An 18,211-nucleotide genomic window follows, 5' to 3' on the forward strand; every position below is an offset into this window, starting at 1 on the left:
TTCGTAAGTAAAAACGTAATAAAATCTAAAAAATTTTAAAAAAGAATCTTTAATGGACGAGTTTTTAAATCACGCTTGGCATTTAAATAAAATTTACGCCAACACTGATGCGAGCGTACCTTTTTACCCAGATCTACTGGCACTTCTTTTATCTTGTGATGAGAAAAATTTAGATGAGTTTATGGCTCTTGCCGAGTTTAGAACTATCTTAAAAAAGCTAGGCGTTGGACTTGATATCTTTAGCATACAAAGTGCTCAGCTAGCCACGCTAAAAGCACTAAATGAGGCAAAAATTTCAAGTAATGAACTTGTAACTCGCTTACAAAAGCTACGTGATGAAAAGATAATTGGCCATGAAAAATTTGATTTTTTAATAAAATTTATAAGTAAAAACTCAAATCAAAATAAAGCAGAAATTTCTAGTGCGAAGCCAAAAGATCACTTTCACAAGAGCTTGGATTTTCTAAACGAGATAAATGAAAAAGCAAGTATGCTTGATGAAGATAAAGAATTTTTACTAGCTTTAAAAAACGCTAAAAAAAGATCAAACGAAACGCTTTTTAACATCGCAGTAAGTGGCATCATAAACTCTGGCAAATCAACCCTTTTAAATGCGCTTTTAAATAAATCCGTCCTTGGCACTTCAAATGTGCCTGAAACCATAAATTTAACTATCTTAAAGCACGCATCAAATAGCCATGCAAAGGTAAATTTTTATAGCCCAGACGAGCTAGAAAAGCTTGGACTTTCAAGCGAAAATTTACCAGCTAGTAGCGTAGAGATCAGCCTAGATGAGATCAAAAACTATACATCTTCAAGCTCAAAAACGGCAAATCTCGTAAAAAGTGTTGAGCTTTATGATGACTTGGAGCTTTTAAGAGATAATGTCTGCATTATAGACACTCCGGGCATAGATGATGCGATCGTTTTAAGAGAGCAAATTACTACAAATTTTATGAAAGAGTGCGACCTTTTGGCTCATCTCATGAATGCTTCGCAAAGCGCAACGCAAAAAGACGCACTATTTTTGAAAAAATGTTTTGAAAACTCGCACATCGTAAGAGTTGCTATCGTACTAACTCACGCTGACGAGTTAAACGCAAAGGATATTAATGAAACGCTTAACTACGTAAAAAAGGCGATCGGCGAGCAGATAAATGACATCAAGATAGATTATTTTGCCCTTAGTGCAAAAGCTTATCTTGATGGCGCTTTAAATAGTGGCGTGCCGGAGTTTAAAGAGTATCTTTACGATGTGCTTTTTGGTAAAGACTCTAAAAAATCAGCTCTAATTTTAAACTCATATCAAAAAGAATTGCAAAATATTTTAAAAACAAAACTTGAAGCCACAAAGGCTGAAATTTTAGAGCTTAAGGCATTTGGTTTAGAGCTAGAAGCTTTGCAAAACGAGCAAGCAAATATCAAAAATTCTCTTAATGAAAATTTCACAAAACTTGAAAGGCTTTTAGAAAGCGAGCTAAAAAAACTCGATGGTAAAAATGCAAAAGATATTTATAAAATGGGGCTTGAAGCGTTACTGCAAAATCTAAATGAAAAGCTTAAGAGCGAGATCGCTTACTGCAAAAGTAAAAGAGAAAATTTAAATCTAAAACGTCTTACACAAATAGCAAAAACTACACTTTGTGACGGAGTTGCGGCACTCATGAGAGAGGCTAGAAATGAAACTTTAGTGCAGATAAAGTCATGCGAGCAAAATATTGCTTTAAGTTTTGATGGCTTTAAGGTGAGTGAAAATAAAATTTTTAGTATAAATGACTTTTTAAAGCAAATGGGCGTAGAGCTTGATTTTAGCAAGCTTTTAGATGAGCTTGAAGCTAAAATTTTAAGCAAAAATGAGCCAGATGAGGCACTTTTAAGTTTAAGACAAAATTTACTTAACAATAAAAGCATATCGCAGTTTTGTGAGACGTTGGCAGAACACGAAAAAAAGCTACTAAAAGAGCGAGTAAAGGCTTATGAGATGAGCCAAAAAGAGACTCTAAACCAAAGACTTTTAGTCCTTAATGAAAAACTTAATGAGCTAAATTTACAAAATCAAAGCTCAATTTCAAAGCTTAAACAAAAGACCTCCTTGCAAGATGAAATTTACTCACTTTTAGAGGATATTAAAAATGTTTAATGAGTTTATAAATGCCTACAAAGCGAGATACTTTAAGGTTTTTACAAATGATTTTAAGGGCGAGCTAGCTAGGCTTGTAAATGATCTAAACGATCCTAGTTTGCATATAAGCGAGCAGATAAAAGAGAGCTTAAATTTACTAATAGATACTCTAAATGAGCCACCACTAATAGCTGTTATCGGTCAATTTTCAAGTGGAAAATCAACGTTTTTAAACGCACTGCTTGGTCAAGATATCTTGCCATCAGGACTAACTCCAGTCACCGCAAAGGCTGTGAGACTAAAATTTGCAAAGATGCCACTTCTAAGCGTGAAATTTACAAACGGTAGCGAAAGCCTACTAGCAAGTAGCGATCTAGCCGAGCTAAATAAGCTAGGCGAGCAAGTTTCTAGTATGACGCTTTATGCGCCAAGTGAAATTTTAAAAGAGATAAATTTCATCGACACTCCTGGCCTAAACTCGCTAAGAGATGCTGACACAAAAGAGACAAAAAATACGCTAAAAAAGGTTAGTGGTGCGATATGGCTAAGCCTTGCAAACAACGCCGCAAAGGCAAGCGAGCTTGAAAGTATCAAAGAAATTTTAAAAGCCAATGATCTAAAAGCGATCTGCCTAATCAACCAAAAAGACAAGCTAAGTGAGGACGAGCTTGAAAGTTTGCTAAAACACGCTGGGCAAACTTATGGCGAGCTTTTTGAGGATATCATCGCTATCTCATCAAAGCAAGCACTCCTTGGCATCACAAATAATGACAAAAGCCTACTTGAAGCTTCAAATTTTAACGAAGCTCTAAAGGCTATTAAAGAGTGCTTTTTAGACAAGAGCTTTAAAGAAAATTTCATAAAAGCAAGGGCAAAAAAGATCGTAAAACTCCTAACTAGCGAGCAAGAAAAACATCTAGAAATTTATGACAATGCGCAATTGATTTTAGATGAATTTAGTGGCTCGCTAGATGAGAAGCTGGAGGCGATAAAAGAGGAGTTTAAACCAAAGATCGCTTTAAGTTATAGTCAAATGAGTGAAGTTATAAAACTTGCTGCTGATGAGGTATTTAAGCTACTTAAACCTTTTTCAAAGACGAAATTTAACGCTTCAAAGACGCTTTTAAATAAAGAAATTTATAAGCGTGAAAATTTTGAGGTAATAAGTCTTGATAGCGACGAAGTCTTTTCAAAACTTATCTACGAAGATGTGGTTTTTAATAAATTTTTTAAACGCTATAAAAAAGATTTAAAAGAGCTAGAAAATGCAATAACCTCAGCGTTTAATGAGCTTTATAAAAATTTAGAGGATAAATTTTTAATATACAAATCTCGCTATGAAAATTATGCTAGTTTTGATGATCAAGTCTTAGCTTACGAAACAAAATCCATAAATACCTATGCCGGACGGACATATGAAAATTTTTTAAGAGAGTATGAAACGGCTAAATTTAAGGCTATACAAAAGGTCTCTTTGTTCTTTGAAAAGCTTGATATAAAACTAGCCTCAAACTATGAAAACGCGCTCAAACTTGCGGTTTATTTTATAAAACAAAAGATAGAAAAGACGCTAGAATCGCATCTGCAGATAAATACACCACTTTATATTCCAAGTGCAAAAGACGTCTATGAGCGTATGCTTGATGCATTTAGTCTTTATGAGTTTGAAGCTTTAATGTGCTCAAATAGCTCGTTTTTAAATAAAATTTTGCTTGATATAAAAAGCGATTTTAATGAAATTTATACTTTAAAAATAGCAATGCTTGATGACTTAAAAGCAAGAGTTAAAGAGCAAATTTCAAAGATCGAAGAGCTTTGTGAAAATTCATTATTACTAAGATAAATAAAAATTTTTAAAGCTTAGAAGCTATCCATTTAAGGATAGCTTTTATTTTATGCGTGCATTATGCCGATCTTTGGTGCGTCAAATGCTGTCACGCGCTTTGGTACTCCTTTAAATTTCTCGACATTCACAAGGCTTGTGTGAGCGGTGTTGCTCTGGCTCATCTTGCTTGATGGCACATCTTTTGTGAGCACATTTAAATTTCCGTGCAAGCAAAGGCTCTTTTCACCCGGTTTTTCAGGGTCGTACCAAGCACCTTCGCTTACTATTACGACATTTTGTGGCACATCCTCAGTCACAAAGGCACCGCACAAAATTTCGCCCCTGTCGTTAAACACACGCACCACGTCGCCCATCTTTATCCCTCTAGCCTCGGCTGTTTTTGGATTTATAAGCACTGGCTCACGCTCTGCGATCTCGTTAAAGTTGCGAAGTACGGAGTTATTTAGCTGTGAGTGAAGCCTAAATTTAGAGTGCGCGCCGCTAATTGCGATAGGGTATTTTTTATTTTTTGCGCCAAGCCACTCAAATGGCTCAAGCCAAGCTGCATGCGGTGGGCAGTCATCATAGCCAAAGCCAGCAACCGTTTCAGAGTAAATTTCTATCTTACCAGATGGTGTTTTTAGCGGATTTGCCACTGGATCGTCGCGGAATTTCTTATAGTTTGTAAAATAGCGTTTTTTCTCATCGATCTTGTCAAATCTAAAATATCCCTTCTCCCAAAATTCCTCAAAGCTTGGCACACTCTCATACCCAAGCTCGGCAGACTTTTTAACGGCATCTTCATATATTGTCTTGACCCACTCTAGCTCGCTTTTACCCTCGCTAAATGCCTCTTCCCTGCCCCACTCTTTGGCGATCAGCCTTGCGATCTCGAAGTCACTTTTGCTCTCGCCAAATGGTTTAACAAGTGGCTTCATCGCAAATAGATACTCGCTAGTTGAATTTGCCATTTCAATGTCTGTTCGCTCGTACTCAAGCGCAGCTGGCAAGACGATGTCACTAAATTTAGCTGTACTTGTCCAAAACGGCTCGCAAGTGATGATAGCATTAACGTTTCGCATAGCTTTTATCGCTCTATTTGCGTCAGGATGCCTTGTGAAAGTCGAGCCATTTGCATTAAACATCACTCTAATCTTTGGCAGTTTATAGCTCTTGCCATTTCTTGTTATCTCCTTGCCTGGGCTTAGAAGCGCGTCTATGAGCCTTGAGTTTGGCATTTCGTAGCCCTTTGTCTTTGGTACCAGCCCGCTATCAATAAATTTTTGAGGTACCTTCGTCTCAAACGCCGCTAGTTTAGGCGCTATGAAGCTCTCATCAGCATTTTTGTGCATGCCATCATTTGTGACAAAGCCGCAACCCTCTTTACCGATGTGTCCAAGCATCGCATTTAGCGTCACGAGCGCCCAATAGGCCATCTCACCGTGATCTTGTCTTTGAATGGCGTAGCCACTAATTATCACTGAGTCATTTTTAGCTAGATCCTCGCTAAATTTAGCAAGCTCTTGCTCGCTCACGCCACAAATTTTGCTTGCCCAAGCTAGGTTTTTATTGATCCCGTCAGTCTTGCCAAGCATATACTCTTTAAATTTATCAAAGCCAACTGTGTATTTTTCTATAAATTCTTTGCTGTAAAGCCCTTTTTCATAAAGGTAGTTACACATACCTATCATCATAGCTGTATCGGTGCAAGGCACGACTTCAAGGTATTTTGAGTCAAAGTACTTTGCGCTATCGTTGTGATAAACATCGACGCTATAAATTTTCATCTCGCCACTCGCGCCTTTTTTTCTGATCTCATCATAGTATTTATATGAGTTGTGAAGCGGCACGCCAATGGCGATCTTGTTTGAAACTACTGGGTTTGTGCCCCAAAATACGATCGTTTTGGCATTTTTTAAGATCGCCTCCCACTTTGTTGGCGCTAGCGCAGGATCGACAAAGCCAGTGACGTGAGGCATGATGACAGTCGCTGCGCCGTATGAGTAGCCACCTAGCTCATTTACGTAGCCACCAAGCACGTTAAGTAGCCTTTTTGCGGTCTTTTGGCTGTGGCCAACTTTGCCAAGGCTACCCCACTGATAAACCTGTCCGTAGATCGCTTCAGCACCGTATTTATCAAAATTTTCTTTTAAAATTTTTGCACTTAGCTTTATAGCCTCGTCCCAGCTCACACGCACAAATTCTTCTTTACCACGAAGCTCTGGTTTTGGGTTGTTTGGATTGGCTAAAAAGCTCTTTCTAACAAATGGATATTTTACTCTGCTCTCGTTTTGGATGTAGTCAATAACTGCGTTATTTAGCTCGTTTGGATAAGCATCGCCCTCAAATGGCACCGTCTCAACCACGCGACCTGCTATAGTTCTTACATAAAATGGGCCAAATTTATTTGCGCTTAGTCCGCTTTGTTTGTCAAATAGCGCTTGCTCTGCGCTTCCAAGCTCTTTTGCTTGAAGGCTAGCCGCGCCTAATGCGCTTAATCTTAAAAAGTCTCGTCTTTTCATTTTCTCTCCGATTTTGGTTAAATTTATTGTTTTTGGTTGGTTTTAGAAATTATAAATTTAGGGTTTTGTATCATTTCATCGTTTAAAGGCCTTGTAATGTAATACGCAAACTTGCATCTAAATTGTGCTATTTTAGCCAAAAATTTTTAAAGGATGGGCAGATGATTGGATTTTATGTAAATGTAAAGTTAAAAGCTGGGTGTGATGCGAAATTTGAAGAAATTTTAAAAGAGATCGTGCCAGCTTCAAGGAAAGATAAAGGCTGCATAAGCTACGAGTGCGGCATGGTTGTGGGCGGTAAAAATGAATACTGCTTTATGGAAATTTGGGAAGATCTTGCAAGCCAAAAAGAGCATATGAAAAGCGTTCATATGGTGAAAAACGCAGCTGCGCTGGAGGCTTGCAAAGAGAGCCAAGAGGTAAAAATAGTAAATTTTGTAAGCGTAAAGGAATAATATTTGCTTTAAAAAGGGCAAAATCCACAAAAAATGAGCGAAGAAAAAATGCTTGAGATGATAAATGCGACTGCTGATATTATATTTATGGCCGTACTTAGGGGACGAGTAAGCTTTGAGGCTTGTAAAAAAGATAGGGAATTTATCGACTCTTTAAGAGAAGAGCTACTTGGCAAAAATCCAAATAAATTTAAAATCGCCCAAAACTCATACCAAATGATCGCCATTTTTGAAAAATATCGCAATAAAAAATAATCCACTTAAAATTTAAATCTGCTTGCCGATATTGTGTTAAAGGATTTTGACATGATAAACACACTAAATGGATTTAATCAAAGCTTTAACTACCAAGACGCTTTTAGTAAGCGCCAAGCCACAAACGCAAAATTAGACAAAGTAGAAATTCCCACCAAAAATGCGGACATCAAGCATCTACCGCTCTCTGGCTACTCATCAAATGATAAAATTTCTATCTGGGGCAAGATAAATGGCCTTGATAGCGGGGTGAACAAAGATGAAGCCTCTAGCCTTAAAAATTTCATCGATAGCACGAAGCTTTGGCGACTAAACTCCATCATCACTAGCGAGAAAAACGGCTTTAGTGTAGATGAGTTCATCAAAAATCACAAAATGAGTTCAAACAACAAAATAATCAATAATGCTTTTGGTGCTCTTTATCTAAGCCGCGAGGCTACAAATTTGCTAGACTCTGATCTAAGTATCGATGAGTTTAAAGATAAATGGCTGGAATTTACCGCCGAAAGGATACTTGGTGAGCATGCAAATGTAAAAATTTCTTTTAAAGACGGGGCTTTACATTACGAGCAAAGCTCTGATAAAAAACGTATAGAATTCTTGGGTCAGCCTATGTTGCACCGTGTAAGCTACGCTGATAAAAACAGCAAAGATGAGTTTTTAAAATTTCTAAAAACAAGTTATGAAAAGGGCGAGAGCATCGCTGATGTGCTTCAAAATATCGCCCTTACGCCAGTTAGAGAAAATGGCGATGAAGAGATAGAAGAAGAAAAATTTAAACCTATGCAAGTTACCAAAAAGAGCGTGACTTACACGGACAAGGATATAAAACGTGAGTTTTTTGAGGAATTTATCAGGCGTGAGGTCGAAAATGGAGCGAGCTTTGATGATCTGGTGCAAAAGCTAAACAAGCTAAAGCCAAAGGATATTCTCGCTTAGCTTTGGCTTTATGTTTAAATTTCTAGGGGCTGGCTTAGCTCTTTAAATTTCTACTTAGATTTGAATTTAAAGATCCAATTTAGCCAACTAATTTAAAAAGCTAGCTTATCTTAATAAATTTTTACTCGCGTTTAAATTTTAAGAGTCAGCCAGTTTGACTCACCAAATTTCTATTTCGGATTATTTATACTTATTACCATATTTTTATCATCAAGATAGAGTTTAGCAGCCTCTTTGATATCGTCATTTGTGATGACTTTTACCGCACTTATGTACTCATCAGCCGTATAAAGTGGCGTCTTAAAAATTTTATTTGAGATGATGAGCTTTTGCCAAAACTCAGGCTTTTCATAATCTTTTTTTATAGAAATTTCACTCTGTGCCTTAAAATCCTCCAAATGTTTTGGCAAGAGCGCGCCACTACGCTTGATGCTAGCTATTATCTGCTTTATCTCAGCGATGATCTTGTCTGTATTTGCAGGATCACAAGTAAAGCTAATTAGCATATCCGAATGCTCAAAAGGATAGCGCGAAAGCTTGGCATTTAGGCTAAAACCATATGTTTGACCCTTATCTTCTCTGATCTGCTCACGAAGTGCGGTTTTTAAAATTTCACTTAATGCCCTTAGCCTAATCGCTCCTTCAAAGCTATATTTCGCATCAGAATTTATGATATTTATGCCAACATCGCTTCTTTTTGTGCTTTGATACTCCCTTTTAAAGGTGTGCTGACCCTTGATACTTCGCACGCCATCGTCTTTAAAATTTTCAGCTTCGCCAAGCTTTGGCAAAGTGGCGATATACTTTTTAACAAGCGGCAAAAGCCTCTCTTCGTCGGTGTCACCGATGATTACAAAAGTATATGAGGCTGCGTTTGTAAATTTACCCTTGATGATCTCTTTTAGCTCATTTAGTTTTAGCGCATCAATCTGAGCCATCTCAAGCGGCGTGACACGTTTATTGTTTTCATAAAAAAACTTGCTAAATTCGGTGCTAAATTTATATTCAGGCAAATTTTGCTCTTTGCTTAGCTCATCTTTTGCTCTTTGCTTTATCCTCTCAAGCACGTTTGCATCGGCTCTTGGAGCGTTAAATTCTAAATTTATAACAGCTAGCAGCGAGCTAAGATCGCTTGTGCTTGATGAGCCATAAATGCCTTGCGTGAGTGCTTCTATACCCTTTTCATAGCTTACGATCTTTCCATTTAGTGCCTTTGAGAGCTCATAGTTATTAAATTTACCAACGCCGCTTTCATTTGTGAGCGCCACTGCGAAGCTACCAAGCTTTGGATCAGCCAAATTTGATGTGCCTCCTTTGCTGACGGCTGCAAACAAAATACTATCTTTTTTAGTAGCTAGTGGCTTAAAGATAACTTGCGAGCCATTTTGCATTTTGTAGGTATAAATTCCATTTTTTTCATCAAAGCTTCTTGAGCTTATCTCTTTTGACTCTAAATTTTCATTGCCTAGACTCTTATCGTTGTTGCTAGCAGATAGGTTTGTGTTATAAGCAGGTGCCTTGGCAAAAAGCTTTAAAAGCTCATCTTTGCTAAGCTTAAAACCATCTTTGCTAAAAATTCTTACACGTTCATCAGAAATAGCCAAAATTTGCCTAAATCTAGCATTAACGTCTTCTAACGTGATCTCATTTAATAGCTTTAAACCAAGCTCTTTGTCGTCTTCATCGCTTAACACAAAGCCACCATTTTCTATCATATTTAAAATTTGTCCTGCGTAAGCACTTGATTTTTTAGTCTTTGAGCGTTTAAATTTTGCATCCACATTTGCCACAAACGCCTTTTTCACATCTCCAAAATCATCTTTATTAAAGCCAAACTCTTTAATACCTTTTATAACGCCAAGCATATCTTTAAGGCTTGCGTTAAAATCGCCTCTAAGTACATTTGTTTCAAAACTATAAATTTTCTGCTTTGCTTGAAGTGTTTGAGCTATAAAATCAGTGCTTAAATTTGATGAATTATTTGCATTTTTTTGCTCATAAAGCATATTTATCAGGCTTGCGATAAGTGCGTATTCTAAATTTCTCTTTGCGTCAGCCTCATTTAAAACTGGGCTAAATTTATCAAAATAGCTAAGTCTAACTAGCTCCATTCCAGTTTCATTCGAGTCATAGTTAAAAATATTTAAACCACTCTTAAAGCTAATATTTTTTTCTGGATGAATGTAAGAATTTGTATTTTTTGCTTGGCTAAAGCTTTTTTTGATTAAGCTTTTTATCTCATCTTTATCAAAGTCGCCAACAGCAACAAAGCTCATAAATCTTGGCTGATAAAGCCTCTCGTAAAATTCTTGCATGTGCTTAGCATCTATGCTTTTGATGACGTTCATGTCGCCTATTGGCACTCTTTTTAGATAGATGCTACCCTCAAAAATATCCTTTGTTTGAGCCAAATAAAGCCTATATCCTGGCGTATTTCTCTGACGCTCCTCTTCCATTATGACGCCACGCTCTTTATCAAGCTCCTTAGGATCGATTTTAACGCCATCTATCCAATTCAAAAAGACCTTAAATGTATCTTGTAAATTTTTCTCATTTACATTAATCGTTAAGACATAACTCGTCTGATTGTAGCTCGTCTGCGCGTTTAGATCAGCTCCAAATTTCACACCAAGGCTCTCAAGCTGCTTAATGAGCTCATTTTTACTAAAGTCACGGCTGCCATTAAACGCCATGTGCTCCAAAAAGTGAGCAAGACCTTGCTCGCCATCTTTTTCATCAGTTGAACCAGAATTTATAACAAGATAAAAAATAGCTGTTTTTTGTGGAAATTTATTCTCTTTGATATAGTATTTTAGCCCATTTTTTAGCTCTCCACTTAACATATCTTTATCGTTTTGAAGCGCAAAAAGACCCATTACTAGACAAAAAAGCAACAAAATTTTTCTCATTATTTTCCTTTTTAAATTTTAATCGATAGACAAAGCAGAATTTAGCATAAGCCTGCAAATTTGCAGGCTAGAAGATTATTTTAGATCGTATTTTTTAAGTAAAGCTTCGTAGCTTCCGTCTTTTTTCATATCATCTAAAATTTGATTTATTTTCTCTATTAACACACTCTCTTTTCCTTTATCAAAAGCTATTGAAAAGCCCTCGCTACCATCAACTTCCTTGAAAAATGCTTCAAGTTCTGGATTTTTCTTGATAAAGCCATATCCGATAGAGCTATCAAGGATGACTGCGTCAAATTTACCAACTTTTAATCCCATGATGAGTGGCACAGTATCCTCTGAAGGCACTACTTTTACGCCATTTATAGCATTTGCTGCTAGCTCTTGGACAGTGCCTTGTTGCACGCCAACTCTTTTGCCAGCTAGCTCTTCTTTAGCTTTTAATGCGTCATTATCTTTTTTCTTTAGATAGAGGTTTTCAGTTAAATAGTATGGCTTTGTAAAATCAATCGACTTTAATCTATCTGAAGTCGCACTCATCGCACTTATAATGCCATTTATTTTGCCAGCTTTAAGTGCTGGGATAAGGCCGTCAAAACTCATATTTATAATCTTATATGAAAAGCCTGCGCGCTTTGAAATTTCACCAATTAACTCGATATCAAAGCCTGTTATTTTGTTATTTTCATCGATATATTCAAATGGAGGATAGTTCGCCGCTGTGCCAAATTTTAGCTCGTTTGCACAAAGAGCAACAAAAACTGTGAGTAAAAGAGCAAAGATCTTTTTCATAATAGTGTCCTTTAAGGTGATTTAGTGGCTTAATTATCAGTATTTCTCTATTAAAAATTGTTTAAATTTACAATAAAAGAAAAATGCTATAAATAATCGTATAGCAAAGTAGCATATAAATTTTTATAGATAAGTTCTATCCCTTAATTATTTTAAGGGATAGAATAATAGGAGCTCTAAGAGTAAGTCAAAGATTAAAATTTATTTTTTCTAACTTCGTTTACTATCGCCTTAGCCATGTCATCAACATCAGATGTTACTTCATTTGCTTTATTGACAATTACTACATTTTCTTTTGTAAGTGTGTCTATTTGAGCAACTGATTGGTTTATCATGTTAATTCCTTCACTTTGCTCTTTTATAGATTCACTCATTTCATTGATTGATTGAGCTAGTACATTTGTATTTGCTTCGATCTCTGTTAGAGATTTTTGAGTTCTCTCTGCTAGTTTTCTAACCTCATCTGCAACAACCGCAAAGCCTCTACCATGCTCTCCTGCACGTGCTGCCTCGATTGCGGCATTAAGAGCTAGTAAATTTGTTTGATCAGCTATATCTCTAATAATAGTTATGATATTTTTGATCTCATCACTTTGTCTAATAACATCAGATGTTTTTTGAGATATTGCATTCATTGAGCTTGACATTTGCTCTACTGCGGCAGCAGACTCTTGAAGTGAGCTTGCTTGTACATTTGCGCCTTGAGTTAGTTCTTTCATTGACTGACTTAAAGCCTCGGCCTTTTCTTCTAGCACATGGGCTTGATCTAAATTTGCCCTTAACATCTTGGTTGTCTCTTCACCAAGAGCATTTATACCAACCGCCATTTTGCCATCATCTTCAAGCCTTTTAGTAAAGTCTTGTTTTTTAAAGCTTTCTAATAGGTTTAACACGTCATCGCCATTTTCCGCAATAGCATGTTTAAGTGCGATTTGTAAGTCTTTGAAAGTTTGTTTTAGCTGGTTAAGTGCAGGATTTGAAGTATCTGCATTAAGCTGAGCTACGTAGTTACCTTTACCGATTTGATTTACAAAAGTATTTGCCTCTTTAATGAAATTATTTTGCTCAGATAAATTTGCCTCGATTTGCTTGATATTCTCATTTATCAGTGCACTCATCTGTCCGATCTCGTCGCTACCACTACGATCTAAAAATTCAGCTTTATTAGTTTTGTTATTTAAAAAGTCAAAAAATTTAACTAAGCCATTTTTAGTCTGATCTATGCCAGAGATCAAATTTTTACCTATCAATGTAGATACTAGTAACATAAGCAAAATACAAATAGCAATCACTATGGAGCTAAAAATAAGTTGGGTATTGGCTTCACTTTTTATGTGTTGTGCGTCCTTTTGCATACTATCTAATAATTTTAGCTCAAGCTCTCTCATCGCATCTATTGAAATGCTTATCTTTGAAAACCAACTCGCTGCGTCATAAGATACATCTTCAGTAGTAACTACATTTTTAATAATATTCATCGCATCTATAAAATCAGCCTTTTTTCTAGCGATGGCATCAAATTCATCACTAAATTCTTTTGGGTTGTATTCGTCAAAGTCCTGCATAAATTTATTTATAACACTATTTAGTGCAACTACTTTGTTATAGTCCTCTTTGTTTATGCTCTTTTTAGTAAAAATACTATTTAAAGTAGCACGCAAAATACCAAAAGACTCTTTTATCTCACCAACAATAATGATACGCTTTAGATCATCTACCAAGCTAGGCTCAAGTTTATCGCTATATCCATTTATAGCAATGACCTCTTTTCTTAAAATTTTTGTTATACGACTAATTAGATCATTGCCACTTTTTTGATCTACATTTGAGCGGATACTATTTATCTCTGAAACTATTTCATTTTTCTCTTCAAGCTTATCAAGTGCAGCATCTACTTTTTTACGCTGCTCTAATAAATTTTTATTATCCCCTCCTGCTAGCACGCCTGAGCTAAATCCACGTTCTTTTTGCATCTCATGGATAAAATTATTTTGATTTATTATTGTATCCACGATTTTCTCGCTAAACTCTGCTTTTGAGCGAGTCTTTAAGATACCATTTAGCATGTATGCACTCATGATACCAAGGCCAATAAGACTGACGATAACTATCGCCATAATCTTAGATTTAATACCTAGATTATTCATTTTCTCTCCTTTTAGTTTTTCTTAAATATCTGCTTCAAAAAATAAAGCCATACGACTTTAATACTTAAAATTTATCAACCAAAAAATACTTTTGGTTATTTTTATAAAAAATATTGATTAACATATTTATGTAAAAATTTTAATTTATATTTAGTTTTATTAAATAGTAGGAATTTTTTAACAAAATTGTGATACATGCAAATAGAAAATAGCACATTTAAAATAAATGCCGTTCTCATCCTGAGAAGCTTCATTTTTTCTCCTTGAAAATAATTAAGTCATTTTATTAATTTTACTTTTAAAAGATGTTAAATTTTAAAAATTAGAAAAAAGTGAGTTTTTGCAGAGAATTCATGCTTCTCTGCAAATTTTGTATTTAGATTTATTTCTTTAATCCATATTTATCTAGCATTTTGTCAAATTCGCCAGATTTTTGTAGCTCATCGATTGCTGCATCTATCTTTTTGATAAGGTCAGTGTGTTTGCCTTTATCAAACGCCATTGCAAATCCTTCCGTACCATCAGGAACTCTTAAAAATTCTTCCAAATCTGGATTTTGTTTTAAATATTCAACTCCTATCGGACTATCAGTTAGCACAACATCGATTTTGCCAGCGTTTAGTGACATGATGGCAGCTGCTACATTTTCAGCAGGTATTGACTTAGTAGTTATGCTTTTGGCTGCTTCCTCTTGAAGTGTACCAACTTGAGCTGAAATTTTCTTATCCTTAAGGTTGTCTTTATTTACATCTGAGCCTTTTTTGCGGATAAATAAATTTTCTGAAAAATAATATGGCTTGGTGAAATCAACTGATTTTCTTCTCTCATCAGTTGCACTCATTCCGCTTATAGCGATATCAATTTTACCGGTTTTTAATGCTGATATCAGTCCATCGAAGCTCATATTTGCAACATCAAATTTTATTCCAGTTTTTTTGGTGATCTCATTTAATAAATCTATCTCAAAGCCAACAATTTTATTGTTTTCATCAAGATATTCAAAAGGTGGATAATCAGCACTCGAGCCAACTTTATAAACTACATTTTTACTAGCTCCTTCGGCATTATTTACTGCATTTTTTTTATTAGCATCATCGCCACAACCTAGTAAAAACAAAACCAAACTTGCCATCAAAAATTTTAAAATTTTACTCATTTTCTACTCCTTTAATGATTTAAAATTTTGCCTAAAAACTCTTTTAAACGCTCATGTTGTGGATTTGTAAAGACATTTTTTGGTGTGTCATCAACTGCGATTTTGCCTTTATCCATAAAGAAAATTCTATTTGCTACGTTTCTCGCAAAGCCCATTTCATGGGTCACCACAAGCATCGTTATGCCCCTTGCAGCAACATCTTTCATGATATCAAGAACCTCTCCGATCATCTCAGGATCAAGCGCACTTGTCGGCTCGTCAAAAAGTATCACTTCTGGCTCCATCGCTAGGCTTCTAGCGATCGCGATACGTTGCTTCTGTCCACCTGAAAGCTTGTGCGGATAGGCAAATTTCTTATCACTTAGCCCAACACTTTTTAGCAACTCATCGGCTCTTTTTTCTGCGCTTGCTTTATCTAAAATTCCCGCTTTTATCGGAGCTAGGGTTAAATTTTGCAAGACGTTTTTATTTGCAAAAAGATTAAAGTGCTGAAAAACCATGCTCACTTTTTGGCGAATTTTATTTATGTCTGATTTTTTATCTAAAATATCTTCGCCATTTATCTTTATGTGCCCGCTATCTGGCTCCTCAAGGCGGTTTATACAACGTAAAAACGTACTTTTACCGCCACCACTTGGACCAATTATCGCTATAACTTCACCCTTTTTTATATCTACGCTAATATCATTTAAAACTCGCAAATCGCCATAACTTTTATTTAAATTTTTAATCTCAATCATGGCGGTTTAATCTCCTCTCAAGTAGTTTTGTCAAAAGTGTAAAAAATTTAACACTCACATAATAGACAATGCCTGTAAAAATGACTGGCTCTGGACTATAAAAGACCGCTTGCAAGCTCTTACTTTGCATCGTGATATCAACTACACTTATATAGCCCACGACTGATGTCTCTTTAAATAGCGATATAAACTCATTCGCAAGAGCTGGTAAGATATTTTTTGTAGCTTGTGGAAAAACTATCTCGCGCATCGAAACATAGTAGTTTAGGCCCATCGCACGAGCCGCTTCCATTTGTCCTTTATCCACGCTATTTATGCCACTTCGTACGATCTCCGCCACATAAGCAGAGCTATTTAGCCCAAGTGCGATGAGAGCTACATAAAAATTATCACTCCATGTTGCAAAAATGACAACTGAAAATATTAAAAGTTGAAGTATTACAGGCGTTCCACGTAAGATATCAATATATTCATCGATTATAAAATTTAAGACTTTGATATTTAAAAATTTAATAAACGCCAAGGTAAATCCAAGCGTTATGCCTATGGCAATACCACCTATCGTGAGTCCTAAAGTCACTCCGTAACTTTTGATATAAGCGATCTCTTGAGCCTCACTAAGATCTCTTGGATAGAAAAAATATGCTCCAAGTGAGACGATTATTATAAAAAATAGAAATTTAGCTAAATTTTGAGCCTTCAACTTTGTCCTTCTCTTTAAAATATGGCTTTAAATAATACGAAAAAATTTATATCATTTTGCTTAAAAGCGTTTAAGGATCGGCGCCGAATGTTGTAATTTAAAAAAATTTATATTAACATAAGCCATTTATCTTAATTTGAAAGGAAATTTATGAGCTTTGGGTCTTATTTAGCCATCGCCATCTATTTTGGCTTTTTGCTCTTTATCGGACGATATTTCTACGATAAAAATGCAAGTATGAACGAGTATCTGCTAGATAACCGTCGAATGGGTCCAGTAGTTACTGCACTTAGTGCTGGTGCTTCTGATATGAGTGGTTGGATGCTACTTGGCGTGCCCGGAGCATTATACGCAACTGGCATAGCAAATGTGTGGATGATAATCGGTCTTATCATTGGAGCTTACTGCAACTATCTATTTTTAGCAAAGAGGCTTAGAATTTATACTGAGGTTGCGAGTGATAGCATCACAATACCAGACTTTTTAGAAAATCGCTTTAAAGATAGGACTAAAATTTTAAGAATCATCTCTGGTCTTATCATTTTGATCTTTTTCACACTTTATGTAAGTAGCGGCATCATCGCTGGTGGAAAGACATTTGAGAGCTTTTTTGGTTTAAAATTTGCCTACGGAGCGGTCTTTACACTTGTTATCGTGGTCTTTTACACATTTTTTGGTGGATTTAAAGCAGTTAGTATAACTGATGCATTTCAGGGGCTTTTGATGTTTTGTGTCCTAGTCTCGATCCCAGTCGTGGCATATCTAAATTTAGACTTGACAAGCGATACAAATTTACTAAAAGAGATAAGCAAGCTTGATGCAAATCACCTAAATCCATTTAGAGATCAAACTTTTTGGGGAATTTTAGGACTTATGGCTTGGGGATTTGGCTATTTTGGTCAACCACACATCATTGTTAGATTTATGGCGATACGCGATTCAAAAGAGCTTGCTAAAGCAAGAAGAATAGGCATTGGCTGGATGAGCATTGGGTTGCTTGGTGCGATTATGAGCGGACTTATTGGCTTTGTCTACTTTAGTCAAAGAGGCGGGCTTAGTGATCCTGAGACGGTGTTTTTAAAGCTTGGTGAGCTACTTTTCCCACCATTTTTTATAGGCATTATTATCTCAGCTGTGCTTTCAGCGATCATGAGTACTATCTCAAGTCAGCTTTTAGTTACGTCTAGCTCGGTAACAAAGGACTTTATCTTTGCATTCTATAAAAAAGAGATTAGTCAAAATACACAAACAGCGATCAGTCGCTATGCTGTCGTAGTAGTGGCTATAGTTGCTACTATACTTGCCTTTATCTCGACAGATAATGTTCTAAATGTCGTTGGCAACGCTTGGGCTGGATTTGGTGCGAGCTTTGGACCGGTGCTACTTTTTAGTCTTTACTGGAAGCGTATGAGTGCACTTGGAGCATTAGCTGGTATGATAGCTGGAGGTGCGACAGTAATATTTTGGATCACTTCAGGACTAAATGTTTATGTTTATGAAATTTTACCTGGCATCATAGCTTCTTGCATAGCGATCATTAGCGTAAGTATCTGGGGAGATGCGATAAATAAAATGACGAGCGAACCTCACGAGCAAGTCATAAAAGATGAATTTGAAAAGATGAAAACAAGGCTTTAAGCCTAAAC

The 18,211-nt window shown here is 36.1% G+C and carries 12 protein-coding genes and 2 pseudogenes; 6 read left to right on the plus strand and 8 right to left on the minus strand.

The window, feature by feature from the left end:
• The first annotated feature begins 52 nt into the window (after positions 1 to 52).
• Together G5B98_RS06525 and G5B98_RS06530 are read left to right on the plus strand one after the other, a co-directional pair.
• On the plus strand, positions 53 to 2,140 hold the full coding sequence (locus G5B98_RS06525) for a dynamin family protein (RefSeq protein WP_196086404.1): 2,088 nt from the start codon (positions 53 to 55) through the stop codon (positions 2,138 to 2,140).
• A complete protein-coding gene (locus G5B98_RS06530) occupies positions 2,133 to 3,965 on the plus strand; it encodes a dynamin family protein (RefSeq protein ID WP_196086405.1) in 1,833 nt (610 codons plus the stop codon). Before G5B98_RS06525 ends, G5B98_RS06530 begins: the two co-directional genes overlap by 8 nt.
• 50 nt (positions 3,966 to 4,015) lie before the next feature.
• Here G5B98_RS06530 and G5B98_RS06535 read toward each other — a convergent pair whose 3' ends face one another.
• Positions 4,016 to 6,469, minus strand: coding sequence for a molybdopterin-dependent oxidoreductase (locus G5B98_RS06535; protein ID WP_196086406.1), 2,454 nt, complete (start codon positions 6,467 to 6,469; stop codon positions 4,016 to 4,018).
• Between the two features lie 161 nt (positions 6,470 to 6,630).
• Between G5B98_RS06535 and G5B98_RS06540 the strand changes: the two genes are divergently transcribed.
• The 3 genes from G5B98_RS06540 to G5B98_RS06550 are packed head-to-tail and all read left to right on the plus strand — an operon-like array spanning position 6,631 to position 8,118.
• Complete coding sequence (locus tag G5B98_RS06540; RefSeq protein ID WP_196086407.1) at positions 6,631 to 6,924, plus strand: putative quinol monooxygenase; 294 nt, start codon at positions 6,631 to 6,633, stop codon at positions 6,922 to 6,924.
• A gap of 33 nt (positions 6,925 to 6,957) precedes the next feature.
• Entirely contained in the window at positions 6,958 to 7,179 is a 222-nt protein-coding gene (locus G5B98_RS06545; protein WP_021091847.1) for a hypothetical protein, read from the plus strand.
• Between the two features lie 51 nt (positions 7,180 to 7,230).
• Positions 7,231 to 8,118 (plus strand): hypothetical protein, encoded by an 888-nt coding sequence (locus tag G5B98_RS06550; protein WP_196086408.1) that lies wholly within the window; start codon positions 7,231 to 7,233, stop codon positions 8,116 to 8,118.
• A 170-nt stretch (positions 8,119 to 8,288) separates the two neighbouring features.
• Here G5B98_RS06550 and G5B98_RS06555 read toward each other — a convergent pair whose 3' ends face one another.
• The 7 genes and pseudogenes from G5B98_RS06555 to G5B98_RS06580 form a co-directional block, all read right to left on the minus strand.
• Complete coding sequence (locus G5B98_RS06555) at positions 8,289 to 11,027, minus strand: M16 family metallopeptidase (RefSeq protein ID WP_196086409.1); 2,739 nt, start codon at positions 11,025 to 11,027, stop codon at positions 8,289 to 8,291.
• 75 nt (positions 11,028 to 11,102) lie between these two features.
• Complete coding sequence (locus G5B98_RS06560; RefSeq protein ID WP_196086410.1) at positions 11,103 to 11,819, minus strand: transporter substrate-binding domain-containing protein; 717 nt, start codon at positions 11,817 to 11,819, stop codon at positions 11,103 to 11,105.
• A gap of 194 nt (positions 11,820 to 12,013) precedes the next feature.
• A pseudogene (locus tag G5B98_RS09655) lies at positions 12,014 to 12,709 on the minus strand (methyl-accepting chemotaxis protein); the annotation flags it as partial.
• A 471-nt stretch (positions 12,710 to 13,180) separates the two neighbouring features.
• Positions 13,181 to 13,966 (minus strand): annotated as a pseudogene (locus G5B98_RS09660) (nitrate- and nitrite sensing domain-containing protein); the annotation flags it as partial.
• Between the two features lie 382 nt (positions 13,967 to 14,348).
• Positions 14,349 to 15,122, minus strand: coding sequence for a basic amino acid ABC transporter substrate-binding protein (locus G5B98_RS06570; RefSeq protein ID WP_196086412.1), 774 nt, complete (start codon positions 15,120 to 15,122; stop codon positions 14,349 to 14,351).
• Positions 15,123 to 15,133: 11 nt separating this feature from the next.
• Positions 15,134 to 15,862, minus strand: a complete 729-nt coding sequence (locus G5B98_RS06575) for an amino acid ABC transporter ATP-binding protein (protein WP_072595138.1) — start codon at positions 15,860 to 15,862, stop codon at positions 15,134 to 15,136.
• Entirely contained in the window at positions 15,855 to 16,565 is a 711-nt protein-coding gene (locus G5B98_RS06580; RefSeq protein ID WP_021091602.1) for an amino acid ABC transporter permease, read from the minus strand. The genes G5B98_RS06575 and G5B98_RS06580 overlap by 8 nt, the downstream gene beginning before the upstream one ends.
• A 150-nt stretch (positions 16,566 to 16,715) precedes the next feature.
• Here G5B98_RS06580 and putP point away from each other — a divergent pair, with 150 nt between their 5' ends.
• A complete protein-coding gene (gene putP / locus G5B98_RS06585) occupies positions 16,716 to 18,203 on the plus strand; it encodes a sodium/proline symporter PutP (RefSeq protein WP_196086413.1) in 1,488 nt (495 codons plus the stop codon).
• The last annotated feature ends 8 nt before the right edge of the window (positions 18,204 to 18,211 follow it).

This window comes from Campylobacter concisus, assembly GCF_015679985.1.
GTDB lineage: Bacteria > Campylobacterota > Campylobacteria > Campylobacterales > Campylobacteraceae > Campylobacter_A > Campylobacter_A concisus_AC.

Bases quoted from the DNA above. Each gene is read 5' to 3' on its own strand.
- G5B98_RS06570 (WP_196086412.1), bottom strand. From the start codon at position 15,122: ATGAGTAAAATTTTAAAATTTTTGATGGCAAGTTTGGTTTTGTTTTTA.
- G5B98_RS06535 (WP_196086406.1), bottom strand. From the start codon at position 6,469: ATGAAAAGACGAGACTTTTTAAGATTAAGCGCATTAGGCGCGGCTAGC.
- G5B98_RS06540 (WP_196086407.1), top strand. From the start codon at position 6,631: ATGATTGGATTTTATGTAAATGTAAAGTTAAAAGCTGGGTGTGATGCG.
- G5B98_RS06560 (WP_196086410.1), bottom strand. From the start codon at position 11,819: ATGAAAAAGATCTTTGCTCTTTTACTCACAGTTTTTGTTGCTCTTTGT.
- G5B98_RS06525 (WP_196086404.1), top strand. From the start codon at position 53: ATGGACGAGTTTTTAAATCACGCTTGGCATTTAAATAAAATTTACGCC.
- G5B98_RS06575 (WP_072595138.1), bottom strand. From the start codon at position 15,862: ATGATTGAGATTAAAAATTTAAATAAAAGTTATGGCGATTTGCGAGTT.
- putP (WP_196086413.1), top strand. From the start codon at position 16,716: ATGAGCTTTGGGTCTTATTTAGCCATCGCCATCTATTTTGGCTTTTTG.
- G5B98_RS06530 (WP_196086405.1), top strand. From the start codon at position 2,133: ATGTTTAATGAGTTTATAAATGCCTACAAAGCGAGATACTTTAAGGTT.
- G5B98_RS06555 (WP_196086409.1), bottom strand. From the start codon at position 11,027: ATGAGAAAAATTTTGTTGCTTTTTTGTCTAGTAATGGGTCTTTTTGCG.
- G5B98_RS06550 (WP_196086408.1), top strand. From the start codon at position 7,231: ATGATAAACACACTAAATGGATTTAATCAAAGCTTTAACTACCAAGAC.
- G5B98_RS06545 (WP_021091847.1), top strand. From the start codon at position 6,958: ATGAGCGAAGAAAAAATGCTTGAGATGATAAATGCGACTGCTGATATT.